We start from the raw sequence: 17,827 nt of genomic DNA on the forward strand, positions 1-17,827 counted from the left end.
ATGCTAGCGCGCGGCCTCCGGCGCCAGGGCTGCCTCGTACAGGCTGATGAGGCGGGTGGTCTGCGTCGACTGGCGCAGGGTGCGGGCGAGGCCCGGTGCGACGACCGGTGCGGTACCCGCCTCGATGTCGGCGACGGCGCGGCGGATCGCTTCGGCGAGCGCCTCGACCCCACCGTCCGTCGGCTGCCACATCGAGTCGGCCGGGAGCTCCGCCGCGATGTTCGGGTCGCTGATGATCGACGGTGTGCCGAGTGCGGCCGCCTCGAACACGGTCATGCCCTGCGTCTCGAACCCGATCGACGTCTGCACGAGGGCGTCGGCGTCGGCGATGGCGCGCAGCGAGTCGGGGTACGAGACACGACCGGCGAAGACGACGTGGTCGGCGAGGTCGTGTTGTGCGACGAACGCCTGGGCCTTCGCGAGCAGGAGTCCGGCCCCGTACAGGCGGAACACCGCGTCGACGTCCGCGAGCCGGACCGCCTCGAGGAACTCCATGAGCCGCTTCTCCTGGCTGAAGCGGCCGATCCACACGAACGACGGCAGCCGGTGCGGCACGTGGAGCGTGGTCGCGCGTTCGTCGAGGATCTCGTCGAGCACCGCGTCGTCGACGCCCGTCGACAGGACCTCGGCGTGGGCGGTCACCCCCTGCTCGCGGAGGACGCGCGCGAAGTGGTGCGACGGCGCGATGACGACGGCCGCACGCTTGGCGAACTCCTGCAGGTAGGACCAGACGCCGGTCGGCAGGGTCGAGAGCCGCGGCCGGAGGACCCGGCGCTGCCACCACGACAGGGCTCCGACGACGAGGCCCGGCGCCGGCATGGTCTGCTCGATGCCGACGTCCATGCGGTTGTGCATGGTGTGGAGGGCCGGGATCCCGTGCCGTTCGGCGTAGCGGTAGGCCGTGAGCGCCTGCCAGAAGTCGGCCTGCACGTGGACGACGTCGACCGGGGGCAGCTCGGCCAGGCGTGCGTCGAGCCAGCGGTCGGTGAGCCGGCCTGGCACGGTCATCGAGTACTCGCGGTCGAGCGTGATGGGGATCGAGGGGGTGTCGAGATAGTGCGGGTCGTCGTCGTGCTCCTGGTGCATCCGCGGCGAGCACACCGTGACGGTGTGCCCCGCGGCCTCCAGGAAGCGCCGCTGCAGCCGGATCGAGACCTGGGCCCCGCCGGACGACTCGGGGTGCTGGTCGCTGAAGACGAGGATGTGCATGGTCACCAAGGCTACCCGTGGCACCCGGGTCGCAGGTGTCCGGCGCCGCGACTCAGGCTTCGTCGAGGACGGCGACGATCGACTCCTGCAGGTACCCGAGCCAGGCGTAGATCGCCATCATGAGCTGCGGATCCTGCTCGTCGTCCGAGCTCGTCGGAGACGGGTCGAACGGCTCCGCGTCGTCCTCCTCGATGCCGAGTCGAGCCGCGATGGTGAGCCGGGTGTCGTTGAGGAACCGCAGCCAGGTCCAGGCCGTCTCGCCCTCGAGGGTCACGGCTGCACCGTCCTCGTGCCCGGCTGGGACGTCCGTCGGCTGAGCCGCGTCGGACGCGTCGGCGGTGAGCGCCGCCAGGACGGTCCGCGCCGCGGTCACCTTGCCGCCGACGAGGTCGTCGGCGGTGAAGCGTCGGAACTCCGCGGCGGCCTCGGGGTCGTCGCGGTACCCCTCCGGCACCAGTCGCGCCATGGCGGGGTCGAGCTCCACGGCGGTCGCCAGCCCGGCGCGCGTCGCGTCCTCGAGCATGTCGACGAGCTGGCTCGCCAACTGTTCGAGGATCGAGGTCTCCTGCTCGTCGAGACGGAGCACGACGGGTCCGACGGGCGGACGGACGAAGGCGCTCATGCGTCGGCCTTCGCGAGCGAGGCCCAGAGCCCGTACCCGTGCATGGCCTCGACGTGGCGCTCCATCTCCTCGCGGTTGCCGGTCGCGACGACCGCACGGCCCTCGTGGTGCACGGCGAGCATGAGTCGCTCCGCCTCCTCGTGGGTGTAGCCGAAGTAGCTGCGGAACACGAGCGAGACGTAGGACATGAGGTTCACCGGGTCGTTCCACACGATGGTGACCCACGGCTGCATGGTGAGGGTCGCCTCGTCGACGATCGGCTGGTCGAGGATCTGCGCCATCCTCCAAGCCTCCCACGATGCGTGCCGCAGCGCCTCCCTGCCGGGGTCCGACTCAGGAAGCGGACGGTGCGCCGGCGCGCGGCTGGCGGAGCGGCAGGGTCACGGTGAAGGTGGAGCCGCGGCCCGGGCGGCTGGACACGGTGATCCAGCCATGATGCGCCTCGGTGATGGACTTCACGATCGACAGCCCGAGGCCGACGCCGGGCCGCGCGTCGTCGCGGACCTCCCTGGCCCGGAAGAAGCGGTCGAAGAGCTGCCGCTGGGCGTCCGGTGAGATGCCGATGCCGGTGTCCGCGACGTTCACGGTGCAGGTCTCACCGTCCACTGCGACGGTCACGACGACCCGCCCACCTCGCGGGGTGTACTTCACCGCGTTCGACAGCAGGTTGTCGAGGACCTGGCGGAGCCGGCCACCGTCGCCCTCCAGTTCCACGTGCGGCGGGACCTCGGCTCGGACGACGACACCGGCCTCCGACGCCTGCGGCAGGATCGCTCCCACGCTCTGCCGGGCGATGTCGGCGACGTCGGTGAGGGCGATCCGCACCCGCATCTCGGCGTCGCCCGCCGCGAGCAGGTCGCCGATGATCGCGTACAACTGCTCCGCGTTGCGCTGGATCGTCGAGACCTCGCGCTCGAGCCCGAGCTGCCGCAGGTCATGTCCCTCGGTGAGGAGGTCGAGGTAGCCGATGATCGACGTCAACGGGGTGCGGAGTTCGTGGGACACGTCGATGAGGAACGCTTCCCGCAGCGCCACCGCGTTCGCGAGGTCGGTCACGTCGTGACCGACGGTGATGGTGCCGACGAACGTGCCGTCGTCGGTGTGCACCTGTCGCGCGTTCCCGATGATGGCGCGCTGGTCGCCCGGCTCCCCCACCCAGTACAGATCGCCGCGGAAGCTCTCTCCGCGCAGCGCCCGGTTGATGACCTGCTCGTCGGGCCGCAGCCGGGTCTTCCGGTCCGGTCCGTAGACGTGGACGCCGGCGCGGGTCTTGGGGTCGAACCCCGCCAGTCGGGCCTGCTCGTACGTGGCCTCATTCCGGAGCGCCACCGTGCCGTCGGGCCGGAAGAAGGCGACGGCGGCGTCGACGGATTCCGAGACCGTCGTCGCGACGGCCGCCGCTTCCGTCGCCGCGGCGAGCGCGATGCGCGCCCGTCCCTCGTGGGCGCGGAGCTGGCGCGCGGCCAGGTGCACGGTGACGGTCATGATGAGGACCAGGGCCGGCAGGATGCAGATCGCACCCCACCCGCCAGGCGTCGTCGGCCACGCTCCGGCGCGCGCGACCGGCACCAGGGAGACGAAGATCGCTCCGAACACCGGCACGGGCAGTGCCGAGACCCCGAACCCACCCGCGAGCCAGAGCACCGGGATCACGATGAGGAGACCCGACGTCGGCAGGTTCGGCAGGGTGTCGCGGAAGAACCCGACGGCGAGGATGTCGATGGTCGGAACGAGCACGAGCAGGCCACGGAGCTTGCCTGACGGCGGCACGGCGAAGAGCAGGGACGTGGCCGCAGCGGTCAGGGAGAGCCCGATGAGGAAGTCGGGCTCCAGCAGGGTCCAGGTCGACGTCAGGCCGATGTACAGCCCGAGCATCACGATCGAGGCGATGAACGCGAACTGCGCTCCGGCGAAGAGATGGTTGGCCCGCGGCAGGGGTGCGGCTGCCGCGGCCGGGACGGAGATGCCGACGGCCGGTGATGCGGGCCGTGGAGCGGCGGCAGGTCGAGCCGGGGCAGGGCCGGGCCTGGCCCGCCGGAACGGGACCCGACTGCATGGGGACCGGCCGAGCGCCGCCACGATCACGGAAGCGTGGGTCCTGGGGCTGACGCTGGGCCATGGCTGCTCTCCGGAAGGGGACGAGCGATCACCGGGCTCGGGCCGCTCACTCCCGAACCCTACCCGGTGAGCGCACCGCCTTCAGCAACCGTTGACAGTAGGCGGCTCAGGTCGGGAGTCGATCGGGCCGCTTCGGCGGGTACACCCAGGTGACCATCACCACCGAGATCATCATGAGGAGGAACCACGACACCAGCTTGGTGAGCGGGACGAGCTGCCAGCCGTCCTCCTGATTCGGGTACAGCCAGGCGCCCGTGATCGTCCCGATGTTCTCGGCGATCCAGATGAAGCAGGCCACGAGCAGGAACGCCACCAGCACGGGCATGCGGTGCGTCCGACGGAACACGCGGAAGTGCATCATCGTCCGGGCGAACACGAGGAGGACGGCTGCGAGCAGCACCCATCGCAGATCGACGATGAAGTGCTGGCTGAAGAAGTTCACGTAGATGCCGGCCGCGATGATCGTCGTGAGCCACACCCGTGGATAGCGGTCGAACCGGAGGTCGAAGAGCCGGTACACGCGCACCATGTACGACCCGACGGCCGCGTACATGAACCCGGTGTACAAGGGCACGGAGCCGAGGTGCAGGACCCCGCCGCCGTCGTACTCCCACGACCCCACCCCGGTCTTGAACAGCTCCATGCCCGTCCCGACGACGTGGAACAGGACGATCACCCAGAGCTCGCGGCCCGTCTCGAGCCTGGTGACGATCATGACCACCTGGATGACGATGGCAGCGACGACGAGCGCGTCGTTCCGGGCGAGCCAGACGTCGTCCGGGTACCAGAGGCGGGCGGCGACGATGACCGCGAGCATCGCTGCGCCGAAGATGCACGCCCACGCCTGTTTCGCCCCGAAGACGAGGAACTCGACGGCCTTCGCCCGCGCACCGCCGTCGGGGGCGTCGCGCAGGAGCCGGTTGGCCCGGTCGTCGATCCAGCGCTCGACCGCGGTCAGTTCGTGCTGGTCCACCCGACGTCGCGTCGCGACCCGCTCCGTCTGCGGGGGTGGGCGGCTCGGACATCGGGCCAGCATACGGGCACACGCCGCGCCGGACCTGAGACGTCGGGACCGCCCCGACGCGGGCTTCGACGGGCAGCTCCTAGGGTGGATCCATGCCGCAGAACCGCACGATCCGGACCGCCGCCACGGCGTTGCTCGCCTTGGCAGCCGTCCTCGGCCTCTCGGGCTGTGGCGACGTGAACGCGGCTTCCGCCGCCGGGCGGGACTTCGAGCACCTCCTGGACGGCGTCCCGGAGGTGGCCGATGTCGACACGACCGGGAGCAACACCCTGCCGTGGAGCGGTACGGCATCGGCGTCGGTGCTCATGGACGACGACGTCACCGACGATCGGCTGAGCGCGATCGTGGACCGCATCGGCGGGTTCCTGAACGAGCAGGCGAAACGGAGCGGCGGAGCGACGTGGGAGGGAGTCGACCTCACCGTCCGTGGGTTCACCCTGTCCGTCCTCGACCGACGAGCCGACAACGCGACCCAGCTGGAGCTGCTCGCGTCACTCGAGGACGAGGGCGTGCCGGGCGGTGAGCTGCAGCTCGCCTCCGCTGGAACCGACGGTGCGCGTGCGTCCTCGCTCTCCCTCGTGGCGCGTCCCGGAGAGGACTTCCTCGACGCCTACGACCTGGCCAGGGCGACCGCCGACGCGACGCCCGCCTACGCCGCCGCGGTCGTCAGCGGCCGCAGCGACGACGGTGTCGACCCGGCCGGACCCGACGAGGACGACGCCGACGATGCGGCCCCCGGCTTCCCCAACTGGGACGGGGACGCGCGGTTCTCCATCTCCTCAGGCGTCGACGACGACGCGACGGTCAGCGGCGACCCCGGTACGACCCGTGCCGCCTACCTGGCCGTCGCCGGACAGTTCGAGGTCATCGGCGCCACGCTGACCCCGGCCACGATCGACCTCCGCGTCGCGAGCGTCGACGACGTGGCCGCCGCGACCGCGGTGGCGACGGGTGCGGTACCGGCGGACGTCGCAGTGGAGGTCCAGGGCGGCATCGTCACCTGGGATGACGGCGTCCAGTCGGCGGACATGCTGCCGGTCGTCCAGGCGCTCGGCGCGGTGCCCGGCGTGACCGCGATCGCGGCGTCGAGTGACAGCGTCAGGCTCACCGTCGCGGGCCCGGGCGCCGGGCGCACCGCCCTCGACGTCCTCGACGCCCTGCCCGAGGCGTCGGTCGTCGAGTCGCTCGGCATCGACGGCCCCGTCGTGAGCGGTTCCCCTGGAACGTTCTCCGTGCGTGGCGCTCGCGGGGACGCGACCGTGCTGTTCGGCCTGGTCGAGCGGTTGACCGCCATGGGCTCGCTGGCGTCCGTCGAGAGCAGTGTCGGTCGCCTGCACGTCGAATTCCACGCGGGCGACGACACGACGCTCGGGGCGGCGATCGGCCTGGTCAAGGCGAGCGTCGCTCCGGGAACGTGGACCAGCATCGAGGTCGAGGGTGAGCGGGGGACCTGGTGGTTCGACGCCGCGGACACCATCACCATCGACGCTTCCGAGTACGCCGACGAGTCCCCGGAGGAGACCGCGCTCCGCGAGCGCATCGAGCGCCTCTGGAACGCCGCCTGACGGTCACGACTCCTGCAACGCCCGCCCGGACCGTCGAGGACGCCGGTGTCCGAGCGGCCGGTGCCCACCGGACGGTCCAAGCAGCAGGAGTTACGGACGCGGCTCGCCGGCGGCCCGGGGGCGCGAGACCGTCACCGTGAACTTCTGGTTGCGCGCGAACTGCGTCGTCGGACCGACGAGCCGCTCGAGGGCAGCCCGGTAGCCGAGGTGCGAGTTCCACACGACGGCGAGCGTGCCGCCCGGCTGCAGGACGCGCGCGGCCTCGGCGAACAGGTCGTGGGCGACGCCCGTGTGGACGGTGGTCCCGCTGTGGAAGGGCGGGTTCAGGACGATGAGGTCGGCTGACGCGTCCGGCTGCATCGACAGGCCGTCGTCGCGGAGCACCGTGATGCGCTCGGCCAGCCGGCGGTCGGCGTCGTCGTTGGCGGCGATGGTCGCGGTGGTCGAGGCGACGGCTGCAGCGGACTGGTCGGTCGCGATGACCGCGAGCTCGGGCCGGGCGATGGCGAGCGACACCGCGAGGACGCCGGTGCCGCAGCCGAGGTCGATGGCCGTCCGGGCGTCGGGCGCGATCTCCGGCAGCGCCTCCAGCAGGAAGCGGGTGCCGATGTCGAGCTTCGTGCCGGCGAACGCCGCGCCGGCGGCGGCGATGGTCAGGCCGATGTCGGCATGGTGCTCGGTGCGCAGCGCGGTCGAGGCCGTGGTGTCGGCCTCGTCACGCGCTCCCTCGACGGCGGCGGTCACCGGATCGCTCGCACGGAGCACTCGGGACTTCTGCCGGGCGAGGCTCGCGGTGACGGTCGAGAAGCTCCGACCGAGGACCTCGTTCATCGCGGGCGTCAGGTGCTTCACCCGGCCACCGGCCAGGAGACGGACGTCGACGGCGCCCCAGCGGGCCACGGCGGCGGCGATCTCGTGCAGGGCTTCGAGGTGCTTCGGGAGTTGGAGGAGGACGAGTGATGCGCCCGTGAACAGCTCCTCGCCGAGCGGCAGGTTGCGGAAGCCGCCGTCGACGCCGAGCCGTTCGGCGTTGGCCGCGAGGGCGCGTTCCCCGACGGCGGCGTCCTGGTGGACCCGGACGTCGGTCGCCCCCAGGAGCGCGATGGCGCCGAGGGTCAGCGCCCCGTAGGCGTCGCCGACCACGACGATCTCGCCGGGCGTCGGCACCCGCCCGGCCAGGGCCTCGGCCGCTTCGTCGAGCAGGAGCCGGTCGGTCGCGTCGACGGCGAAGAGGTTGGGTGCCTCGTGATCGGGGAACCGGCGCAGCGCGTCGAAGGAGAACTCGGGCATCCCCTCAGCGTAACCGGCCACGCGATACGAGGAACGGCGTCACCGACGGCGCGCGCGTCGAGCCGGCTTCTCCGCCTTCACGGCTCGGAGGACGGCCGGGAAGACGAGGACGCCGAGCCCGGCGGAGACGAGGAGGTTGACGACCGTGGCGATGGCGACGCCCTGGCCGAAGGCGCGGACGGTCTCGAGGCCGCTGGCGTCTTCGGCGCGGACGGACGCGATCGCACCGAACACGATCACGAGGCTGATGACCGCGAAGATGAGCTGCAGCGGGACGGTGGCCCACATGCCCCAGTGCGTGACGGCTCCTGCGCGACGCACGCCGTGACGCCGCAGGATCCGCAGGCTGAGGGCGATGCCGCCGAGGAAGGCGACGACCCCGAGCGCGACGTACCCCCACACCCAGGCGCCGAACGGCGGTGTCAGGAAGAGCAGGATGAAGCCGAACACGCGCGAGAAGCCGTCGACCCATTCGGCCTCGCCCGCACCGAGCAGGACGCCGACGAGGATCGGGGCGCCGATCACGACGAGCGTCAGCAGCGGAAGCACGCCCGCGATGACGCCGAAGTACATGAGCGGGTAGGCGGTCAGTCCGGTCAGGCGGGCGCCGCGCCGCCTCCGGGCCGTCGCGGGTGCGGTCTGCGCCGGGTCCGGCTTCGTCACCACGGGCTGCGCGCTCATGCCCCAACCCTACGCGGCGTGCAGACATACGAAAGCGCACTCGTGGTCGTCATCCACGCGGGATGACGACCACGAGTGCGCTGTCGTCGGCTACTCGGAGAGCGACGGCCGCCAGACGACGACCTCGGTCCGGCGGCGGGTGCGGGTACCGCTCCGCATCGGGACGACGCTCCCCTCCATGCCGGCGGCGAACACCCGGTTGCCCGGGGTTCGCAGCAGGGCGTTGGCGAGCGCGTGCTCGAGCTCCCGCACCCGACCCTGGAGCGAGCTGACCTCGTTCTCCAGGGTCAGGATGCGGGAGATGCCCTCGAGGCTGACGCCCTCGGCACTGAGCCTGGACACCTCACGGAGCTGGGCGATGTCGCGCATCGAGTACCTGCGCGACTTCCCGGCGGTCCGCGTCGGCGACACGAGCCCGAGCCGGTCGTACTGCCGAAGGGTCTGCGGGTGCATGCCGGCGAGCTCGGCAGCCATCGCGATCGCGAAGACCGGCGAATGCTCGTCCATGCTCCCTGCCCTTCCGTGTGCTGCTGGCTACTAGCCCCGAGCCCTGGCGATGAGCTCGTCGCGGGGGTTGTCCTTCGGCTCCAGCTCGTGGAACCGTTCGAGTGCTTCCTTGGCCTCGCCGCCGAGATGCGCCGGGACGACGATCTGCACGACGGCCAGGAGGTCGCCGGTGCCCTTCGTCGTCGCGACACCACGGCCCTTGACGCGCAGGACGCGGCCGCTCGGCGTGCCGGGGGCGACGCGCAGCTTGACGGGGTCGCCGCCGAGCGTCGGAACCTCGATCGTGGCGCCGAGCGCGGCCTCCACGAAGGTGACCGGCACGGTGACGCGGAGGTTCAGGCCGTCGCGTTCGAACACGGGATGCTTGCGGACACTCACGGTGACCACGATATCGCCGGGTTCGCCGCCGTCCGGACTCGGCTGCCCCTTGCCGCGCAGGCGGATCTTCTGTCCATCCGACACACCCGCCGGGATCTTCACCTTGATGGTGCGTCCCTCGGAGGTCTGCAGGGAGATGGTGTCGCCCTGCGTGGCCGTGATGAAGTCGATCGTCGTGTGCGCGGTGATGTCGCGGCCCGGCGTGGGTCCGCCGTAGCCGCGGAAGCCACCGGAGGTCTGGCCGAAGCCACCCTGGCCGAACATGCCGCCGAGGATGTCCTCGTATCCGGGAGGAGCCTGCTGGTAGCTGTAGCTCTGGCGACCGCCACCACCACCGCCCCCACCGAACATCGTCCCGAAGACGTCCTCGAAGCCGCCCTGGCCGCCGCCGGCACCCGGGGCGGTGAAGCGTGCTCCACCGCCCATGGCGCGAACGGCGTCGTACTCCTTGCGCTGCTCGGGGTCGCCGAGGACCGAGTGGGCCTCGCTGATCTCCTTGAACTTCGCCTCGGCCTTCGCATCACCCGGGTTGGAGTCCGGGTGGTACTGCCGGGCGAGCTTCCGGTAGACCTTCTTCAGTTCCGCCGGCGTCACGTCCTTCTTGACGCCGAGGACCTTGTAGAAGTCCTTGTCGAACCAGTCCTGACTCGCCATGGCTAGCTCGCCGGGACCGCGACGACCACCTTCGCGGCGCGCAGCAGGGTGGAGCCCAGGTGGTACCCGGTCTCCACGACGTCGAGGACGGTCTCGCCCTCGGCGCCCGGCGTGGGCTGCTGGAAGATGGCCTCGTGCACGTTGGGGTCGAAGGTCTCGCCGACCGCTCCGAACGGCTTCAGCCCGAGCTTCTCGGCAGCGCCGCGGAGCTTGGCCGCGATCTGCGTGAAGGGGGCGTCGCCCTCGAGGTCGCCGTGCTTGTCAGCGCGGTCGAGGTCGTCGAGCACCGGCAGCAGGACCTTGGCGACCTCGCCGGTGGTGCGCTCGCGCTCCACCTCGCGGCCGGCCTCGGTGCGCTTCCGGTAGTTCGCGTACTCGGCCGTGACGCGCTGCAGGTCGCCGAGGCGTTCTGCAGCGAGCTGCTCGGCCGGGGAGAGGTCGCCGCCCTGCACGGGCTCCTCGGGAGCCGCGTTGAGGATGTCCTCGACGGTCAGCTCGTCGTCGGCGGCCGGTGCGTCGGCGTCGGCGGATTCGGCAGGTGCGCCCGAGGGGGCCGACGCGTCGGCGTCAGCCCCCTCGGTGCCAGGCTGACGAACCTCGCCGGTCTCCGGGTCGATCCGCCGCTTGTCGCGGATGATGGGATCGTCCTGGTTCTGGTTCTGGTTCTCGTCAGTCATGGTTACTTCTTGTCCTTGTCGTCTTCGTCCTCGACGACCTCGGCGTCGACGACGTCCTCATCGGAGGTCGCCTCCTCAGCCGGGGCCTCGGTTCCTGCGGCGGACTCGGAGGCCTGCGCCTGGGCGTAGATCGCCTCGCCGAGCTTGACCTGGCTCTCGTTGAGCTTGTCGAACGCGGTCTTCACCGCGTCCTCGTCCTCACCGGCGAGCGCGCTCTTCAGGGCGTCGACATCGGCCTGGACGTCGGTCTTGACGTCCTCGGGCAGCTTGTCGTCGTTCTCCTTGATGAGCTTGTCGATCGAGTAGGCGAGCTGCTCGGCGCTGTTGCGGACCTCGGCCTGCTCGCGGCGGGCCTTGTCGTCCGCAGCGTGCTCCTCGGCCTCGCGGACCATGCGCTCGATGTCCTCCTTGCCGAGGGACGAGCCACCGGTGATGGTCATCGACTGCTCCTTGCCGGTGCCCTTGTCCTTGGCGGACACGTGCACGATGCCGTTGGCGTCGATGTCGAAGGTGACCTCGACCTGCGGCACACCGCGCGGAGCCGGCGCGATGCCGGTCAGCTCGAAGGTGCCGAGGTTCTTGTTGTCGCGGGTGAACTCGCGCTCGCCCTGGAAGACCTGGATCGCGACGGACGGCTGGTTGTCGTCGGCCGTGGTGAAGGTCTCGCTCCGCTTCGTGGGGATCGCGGTGTTGCGCTCGATGAGCTTCGTCATGATGCCACCCTTGGTCTCGATACCGAGCGACAGGGGGGTGACGTCGATGAGCAGCACGTCCTTGCGCTCACCCTTCAGCACGCCGGCCTGGAGGGCGGCGCCGACGGCGACGACCTCGTCAGGGTTGACGCCCTTGTTGGGCTCCTGACCACCGGTGAGCTTCTTGACGAGCTCGGCGACGGCGGGCATACGGGTCGATCCACCGACGAGCACGACGTGCGCGATGTCGGAGACCTTCACGCCGGCCTCGGCGATGACGTCGTTGAACGGCTTGCGGGTGCGCTCGAGCAGGTCCTGCGTGAGCTCCTCGAACTTGGCGCGGCTGAGCGTCTCGTCGAGGTTGGCCGGGCCGTTCTCCGTGAGGGAGAGGTACGGGAGCTGGATCGAGGTCGACATCGAGGAGCTGAGCTCCTTCTTCGCCTGCTCGGCGGCTTCCTTGAGGCGCTGCTTCGCGATCTTGTCGCCCGAGACGTCGACACCGGTCGAGTCCTTGAAGCGCTTGATCAGGTAGTCGACGACGCGCTGGTCCCAGTCGTCTCCACCGAGGCGGTTGTCACCGGAGGTGGAGCGGACCTGGATGGTGGAGAAGTCGTCGTCCTTGCCCACTTCGAGCAGCGAGACGTCGAAGGTACCGCCACCGAGGTCGAAGACGAGGATGAGCTCGTCCTCCTTGCCGCGGTCGAGGCCGTAGGCGAGGGCTGCGGCGGTCGGCTCGTTGATGATGCGGAGCACGTTGAGGCCTGCGACCTCACCGGCCTCCTTCGTGGCCTGACGCTCGGCGTCGTTGAAGTAGGCGGGGACGGTGATGACCGCGTCGGTCACGGTGTCGCCCAGGTACTGCTCGGCGTCGCGCTTCAGCTTCGCGAGGATGCGGGCGGACAGCTCCTGCGGCGTGTACTTCTTGCCGTCGACGTCGAACTTCCAGTCGGTGCCCATGTGGCGCTTGACGCTCGCGATGGTGCGGTCGACGTTGGTGACGGCCTGGCGCTTCGCGGTCTCGCCGACGAGCACCTCGCCGTCCTTGGTGAATGCGACGACGGAGGGGGTGGTGCGGAAGCCCTCGGCGTTGGCGATGACGGTGGGTTCTCCACCTTCGAGGACGGCGACCACCGAGTTGGTGGTACCGAGGTCGATGCCTACTGCACGTGCCATGTGTTGGTTCTCCTTGTGTTGACTGCCGGTTCGGAACTCGTCGACTCGGGCGGCATGCGGATGGGCGTCCGGCCGACTCGACGAGCTCGGCACCGAGCTGGTTGATGGGGTGATGCTGGTGTGACGTCGAGACTTGAGCCCCGATGACTCAATGCTACCGAGGCCCGGTTTCGACGTCAAGAAAGTTGAGTCCGCCTGGCTCAACTCCCAGCGGATGGCCAGGGTGACCGCGACCCAGGTGCCCTTCGACAAGCTCAGGGACCAGGACGGGGAACGGTCCGCGAGTGACGACAGGCCCAGAGTCCGGAACGAATCCCGGTCCCTGAGCCTGTCGAAGGGGTATTGCCTACGCGGCGTCCACCAGCACCGCAGCATGCTCGGTGACGACGATCTTCCCGCCGACCGCGTCGACGTGCACGGTCGAGCCGTCGCCGACCCCGCCGCCCACGACGAGCTCGGCGATGCGGTCGTCGACCTCACGCTGGATGAGGCGACGCAGGGGGCGCGCGCCGTACTCCGGCTCGTAGCCGAGCTCCGCGAGGAGCGCGAGCGCCTCGGGCGTCGTCTCGAGTGACGCACCGCGCGCGGCCAACCGTTCGGTCGTGCGGCCGAGCATCAGTCCGACGATCTCCTGCAGCTGCTGCTGGTCGAGCTTGCGGAAGAGGACGATCTCATCGATGCGGTTGAGGAACTCCGGACGCATCGCCTCGCGCAGCTTGCCCATGACCCGGGCCCGCAGCGCCTCCTCGGAGCCGAAGCCCGTCGGGTCGTCCGCGCCGCCGGCGACGAAGCCCATCGCACCGGAACGGGATGCGAGGAACTCGGAACCGAGGTTCGAGGTCATGACGACGACCGTGTTGCGGAAGTCGATCGTCCGCCCCTGACCGTCGGTCAGGCGACCGTCGTCGAGCACCTGCAGGAGCAGGTTGAAGACGTCGGGGTGCGCCTTCTCGATCTCGTCGAACAGCACGATCGAGTACGGGTTGCGCCGCACGCGCTCGGTGAGCTGGCCCGCCTCGTCGAACCCGACGTACCCGGGAGGGGCACCGACGAGTCGCGACACCGTGTGGCGTTCGCCGAACTCGCTCATGTCGAAGCGGATCACCGAGTGCTCGTCCGCGAAGAGGGATCCGGCGAGCGCCTTCGCGAGCTCCGTCTTACCGACGCCGGTGGGGCCGAGGAACAGGAAGCTGCCGACGGGTCGGTTCGCATCCCCCATGCCCGTGCGGTTGCGACGGACGGCCTTCGACACCGCGGTCACGGCGTCGTGCTGGCCGACGACGCGAGCGTGCAGTTCGTCCTCGAGGCCGGCGAGACGTTCCCGCTCGCCCTCCGTGAGCCGACTGACCGGGATGCCGGTGGCACGGGACACGACGCCGGCGATCTGGGCCTCGTCGACGACCGCGTCACGGTCGGTGCGGGCACCGGGTCCGTTGGAGGCGGCGTCGAGCTTCGCCTGCACGGCGGTGATCTCGTCGCGGATGCGCGAGGCCTCCTCGTAGTGCTCGGCCGACACGGCCGCGTTCTTCGACGCCTCGAGTGTCGCGAGCTCCTCGACGAGGGCGCTCACGTCGACCGCCTTCCCGAGCCGCAACCGCAGCCGGGCTCCGGCCTGGTCGACGAGGTCGATGGCCTTGTCGGGCAGGACACGGTCGGGCAGGTAGCGGGCGGAGAGCTCGACGGCTGCGCGGAGGGCGTCGTCGGTGAAGCGGACGTCGTGGTGCTCCTCGTAGGCAGGACGGAGACCGTCGAGGATGAGGACGGCGTCCTCGATCGACGGCTCGCCGACACGCACGGGCTGGAAGCGGCGTTCGAGTGCCGGGTCCTTCTCGATCCCGCGGTACTCACGGAGCGTGGTCGCACCGATGAGGTGCAGCTCACCGCGCGCGAGACGCGGCTTGAGCATGTTCCCGGCGTCCATGCCGCCCTCGCCGGAACCTCCGGCGCCGACGACGGTGTGGACCTCGTCGATGAAGACGATCAGCTCGGAGCGGTTGGCCGCGATCTCGTCGAGCAGGCCGGTGAGGCGCTCCTCGAAGTCGCCGCGGTACCGGGTTCCGGCGACCATGGCCGGCAGGTCGAGTGAGACGACGCGCTTCCCGCGCAGCTGCTCCGGGACGCCGCCGTCGACGATCGCCTGGGCGAGCCCCTCGACGACCGCGGTCTTGCCGACGCCGGCCTCGCCGACGAGCACGGGGTTGTTCTTCGTGCGGCGGGAGAGGATCTCGATGGTCTGCTCGATCTCCTCGGAACGTCCGATGACGGGGTCGAGCGATCCGCCTGCGGCGAGCGCCGTGAGGTCGGTGCCGAAGCGGTCGAGCATCGGGGTGTCCGAGTCGAGGTCGTCGGCATCGCGGTCGTCCTGGTCGTCGGTGGCGACACCGGGGTCGCCGACGGTCTGGCGCATGCCCTGGGTCAGCGCCTCCGCCGTGACGCCGGCGCGGGCGAGGACCTCACCGGCGGGCGAGTCCTGGTTGATGACGAGCGCGAAGAAGAGGTGCTCGGGGTCGACGTACGTCGATCCGGCGGCGCGGGCCACCTGGTAGGCGTGGAACAGCGCGCGCTGGGCCGACGGCGTGATGGCCGGGTCCTTGACGCTCGGCGAGGACGCCTGCGGCAGGCGCTGCTCGGCGGCCTTGGCGATGACCTTCGGGTCGACGCCGAGGCGCGCGACGGCGTCCTTCGCGGGCTCCTCGCTCACGATGACGCGCAGGATGTGCAGCGCGTCGAGCTCGTTCTGGCCGCGCTCGAGCGCGAACCGGCCGGCGCGCTGCAGGATCTCCTGCGTCCGCGCGGTGAGGAAGCGGCTGAGGTCGATGGTCCGCGCCGAACGCGCCCGCTCGCCCTCGAGGTATCGGGCGAGGAAGTCGTCGAACGACGACGATCCGCCGTCTGCTGCTGCGCCGCCCTGGGTGAAGTCTTCGGGCACGTGAACCTCCTGGATTCAAACTTGAGTGTCGTACGCTCAAGTCCAACGCGGGGTGCCCGAAGCTATTCCCGGCGACGATCCGCGTCCCAGCGAACCTTCAGCCAGCGCGCTCCGGACGCGCGCTACCGCCCGTTCACCACGCGGCACTAGCCTCAGTGCATGAGCACGACTCCCCCAGGTGGCACCGACGACACCGGCCGGACAGGCGGGCACGGCGACGAGGCCCCGCGTCTCGGATCCCGGCCCCGCAACTTCCCGCCACCACCGCTCGTCACCCCCGACGCCGCAGCGGCCACCGTCGACCTCGACACCTCGCAGGTCGCCGCCGTGAAGGCGCAGGCGGGCCGTAAGGGTCGCATCTTCGCGTGGAGCCTGTGGGACTGGGGCTCGGCGTCGTTCAACGCCGTCGTCACCACCTTCGTGTTCACCGTCTATCTGACGAGCGACTCCTTCGGCGAGGAGGCCGCGGTGTCGGCGTCCCTCGGGTGGGCGCTCGCCGCCGCCGGGCTGCTGATCGCGATCCTCGCGCCGGTCGTCGGCCAGCGGTCGGACTCCGCCGGGCGACGGAAGTTCTGGCTCGGCTTCAACACCTACGTCGTCGTCGCGATCACCGCGCTCCTCTTCTTCGTCGCCCCCGATCCGAACTTCCTCTGGCTGGGCCTCGTCCTCCTCGCGGTCGGCAACATCGTGTTCGAGTTCGCCGGCGTCAACTACAACGCGATGCTCGCCCAGGTGTCGACGCCCACCTCCATCGGCAAGGTCTCCGGTCTCGGCTGGGGCATGGGGTACATCGGCGGCATCGTGCTGCTGCTCATCGTGTACTTCGGCTTCATCTCCCCCGAGGTCGGACTCTTCGGCGTCACCGGCGAAGACGGCATGGACGTCCGCGTCGCGATGCTCGTGTCCGCGGCGTGGTTCGGGATCTTCGCCCTGCCCGTGCTGTTCGCGGTGCCCGAGTACCACGCACCCCAGGCCGTCGCCCGGCCGCACGTCGGGTTCTTCGCCTCCTACGGCGTCCTCGCCAAGAGCATCGCGGAACTCTGGCGCGACAGCCGACAGACGCTCTACTTCCTGCTCGCGAGCGCCGTGTTCCGCGACGGGCTCGCCGGTGTCTTCACCTTCGGTGGCGTCCTGGCCGCGGGGACCTTCGGCTTCTCACCCGGCGAGGTGATCATCTTCGCGATCGCCGCCAACGTCGTCGCCGGGATCGCGACGATCACGATCGGCCTGCTCGACGACAAGGTGGGGCCGAAACCCGTCATCGTCGCGTCGCTCATCGGCCTCGTCATCGCGGGAAGCGCCGTGTTCTTCCTCCACGAGGGCGGCGCGACGATCTTCTGGATCTTCGGGCTCATGCTGTGCCTGTTCGTCGGCCCCGCCCAGTCGGCGAGCCGCTCGTTCCTGGCGCGCATCATCCCGGAGGGCCGCGAGGGTGAGGTCTTCGGCCTCTACGCCACGACCGGCCGCGCCGTGTCCTTCCTCGCACCGACCGCCTTCGCACTGTTCGTCACGCTCGGCGGGGCGCAGTTCTGGGGGATCCTCGGGATCGTGCTCGTGCTGCTCATCGGCCTCGGACTGCTGATCCCGGTGCACGCGAAGCAGGGGCGGCTCAGCCTCGCGGGCCTGATGACACGCGCCGCCACCGCTCGGGCCCTCGGGCCTTCTAGCTTGATTTCGTAATTACGATATTTGTACACTTGGGTCATGACGACCATCGACCCCGGGGATCACGAGGCACGTCTCGCGCGTCTCGAAGCCGCCGTGTTCGCCCGACCGGCCGACGACGACACGACCACCGAGCGACCGGATGACGTTCCGTCCGCAGCCGCGGCGGGCGATGCCGACGACACCTTCTGGGCGCTCCGCGGGCTCGAACAGCGCACGGCCGAGCTCGAGCACGGGGCGGTCCTCTTCACCGGATCGGTCGTCGCCGGCGGCGGACCCGTGCAGTGGCAGTACGCCAGGGCGACCGACGACCTCCTCGCGCTCGGCGACGACCCCGACGCCGTGGAATCAGCAGGCTCCGGTCCACTCGCGACGGCGGCATCGCGACTCGCGGCCATCGGCTCCCCCGTCCGGCTGCAGCTGCTCCTGGCCGTCGCCAACGGCACCTCCGCACTCGCGGACCTCGGCGAACTCGACGGCATCGGGACGACCGGCCAGGTCTACCACCACGTCCGCGTCCTGACGGCCGCCGGCTGGCTGCAACCCGCCGGCCGCGGACGGGTCGCGGTCCCGCCCATGCGACTCGTCCCGCTGCTCGTCGCCGTCGCCGCCATGGAATGACCACCGACCCCAGGAAGGACCC

General features: G+C 70.5%; 15 protein-coding genes. 3 read left to right on the top strand and 12 right to left on the bottom strand.

From position 1 onward, the window contains the following. Positions 1-3: 3 nt before the first annotated feature. The 5 genes from AC5JOC_RS01740 to AC5JOC_RS01760 form a co-directional block, all read right to left on the bottom strand. Positions 4-1,209, bottom strand: a complete 1,206-nt coding sequence (locus AC5JOC_RS01740) for a glycosyltransferase (RefSeq protein WP_137242401.1) — start codon at positions 1,207-1,209, stop codon at positions 4-6. 52 nt (positions 1,210-1,261) lie between these two features. Beyond that, positions 1,262-1,831 carry a DUF2017 family protein gene (locus AC5JOC_RS01745; protein ID WP_192004454.1) on the bottom strand — a complete coding sequence of 190 codons (570 nt, stop codon included), beginning with the start codon at positions 1,829-1,831 and terminating at the stop codon, positions 1,262-1,264. Beyond that, positions 1,828-2,112, bottom strand: a complete 285-nt coding sequence (gene clpS, locus AC5JOC_RS01750) for an ATP-dependent Clp protease adapter ClpS (RefSeq protein ID WP_056009029.1) — start codon at positions 2,110-2,112, stop codon at positions 1,828-1,830. The genes AC5JOC_RS01745 and clpS overlap by 4 nt, the downstream gene beginning before the upstream one ends. A gap of 52 nt (positions 2,113-2,164) precedes the next feature. Further along, positions 2,165-3,916 (bottom strand): sensor histidine kinase, encoded by a 1,752-nt coding sequence (locus AC5JOC_RS01755; protein ID WP_494244991.1) that lies wholly within the window; start codon positions 3,914-3,916, stop codon positions 2,165-2,167. Positions 3,917-4,055: 139 nt separating this feature from the next. Further along, a complete protein-coding gene (locus tag AC5JOC_RS01760; protein ID WP_494244993.1) occupies positions 4,056-4,922 on the bottom strand; it encodes a DUF817 domain-containing protein in 867 nt (288 codons plus the stop codon). 143 nt (positions 4,923-5,065) lie between these two features. On the opposite strand from AC5JOC_RS01760, the gene AC5JOC_RS01765 reads away from it, so the two are divergent. After that, complete coding sequence (locus tag AC5JOC_RS01765) at positions 5,066-6,538, top strand: hypothetical protein (RefSeq protein WP_494244994.1); 1,473 nt, start codon at positions 5,066-5,068, stop codon at positions 6,536-6,538. 90 nt (positions 6,539-6,628) lie between these two features. On the opposite strand, the gene AC5JOC_RS01770 is transcribed toward AC5JOC_RS01765, so the two are convergent. From AC5JOC_RS01770 to AC5JOC_RS01800, 7 genes are all read right to left on the bottom strand, one after another. Beyond that, the gene (locus AC5JOC_RS01770; protein ID WP_494244995.1) at positions 6,629-7,828 is read right to left on the bottom strand and encodes a class I SAM-dependent methyltransferase; all 1,200 of its coding nucleotides are present in this window, start codon (positions 7,826-7,828) and stop codon (positions 6,629-6,631) included. Positions 7,829-7,867: 39 nt separating this feature from the next. Continuing rightward, positions 7,868-8,509 carry a hypothetical protein gene (locus tag AC5JOC_RS01775; protein ID WP_079704954.1) on the bottom strand — a complete coding sequence of 214 codons (642 nt, stop codon included), beginning with the start codon at positions 8,507-8,509 and terminating at the stop codon, positions 7,868-7,870. A 90-nt stretch (positions 8,510-8,599) separates the two neighbouring features. Further along, on the bottom strand, positions 8,600-9,016 hold the full coding sequence (locus AC5JOC_RS01780; RefSeq protein ID WP_064297156.1) for a heat shock protein transcriptional repressor HspR: 417 nt from the start codon (positions 9,014-9,016) through the stop codon (positions 8,600-8,602). A 30-nt stretch (positions 9,017-9,046) separates the two neighbouring features. After that, entirely contained in the window at positions 9,047-10,048 is a 1,002-nt protein-coding gene (locus AC5JOC_RS01785; RefSeq protein WP_079704948.1) for a DnaJ C-terminal domain-containing protein, read from the bottom strand. A gap of 2 nt (positions 10,049-10,050) precedes the next feature. After that, positions 10,051-10,725 carry a nucleotide exchange factor GrpE gene (locus AC5JOC_RS01790; RefSeq protein WP_079704947.1) on the bottom strand — a complete coding sequence of 225 codons (675 nt, stop codon included), beginning with the start codon at positions 10,723-10,725 and terminating at the stop codon, positions 10,051-10,053. 2 nt (positions 10,726-10,727) lie between these two features. After that, the gene (gene dnaK, locus AC5JOC_RS01795; RefSeq protein WP_064297153.1) at positions 10,728-12,590 is read right to left on the bottom strand and encodes a molecular chaperone DnaK; all 1,863 of its coding nucleotides are present in this window, start codon (positions 12,588-12,590) and stop codon (positions 10,728-10,730) included. A gap of 346 nt (positions 12,591-12,936) precedes the next feature. Continuing rightward, on the bottom strand, positions 12,937-15,519 hold the full coding sequence (locus AC5JOC_RS01800; RefSeq protein ID WP_494244997.1) for an ATP-dependent Clp protease ATP-binding subunit: 2,583 nt from the start codon (positions 15,517-15,519) through the stop codon (positions 12,937-12,939). Positions 15,520-15,678: 159 nt separating this feature from the next. Here AC5JOC_RS01800 and AC5JOC_RS01805 point away from each other — a divergent pair, with 159 nt between their 5' ends. Together AC5JOC_RS01805 and AC5JOC_RS01810 are read left to right on the top strand one after the other, a co-directional pair. Next, a complete protein-coding gene (locus AC5JOC_RS01805; protein ID WP_494244998.1) occupies positions 15,679-17,199 on the top strand; it encodes an MFS transporter in 1,521 nt (506 codons plus the stop codon). 24 nt (positions 17,200-17,223) lie between these two features. Next, complete coding sequence (locus AC5JOC_RS01810; protein ID WP_494244999.1) at positions 17,224-17,805, top strand: hypothetical protein; 582 nt, start codon at positions 17,224-17,226, stop codon at positions 17,803-17,805. Positions 17,806-17,827: the final 22 nt, after the last annotated feature.

This window comes from Plantibacter sp. (assembly GCF_059073635.1).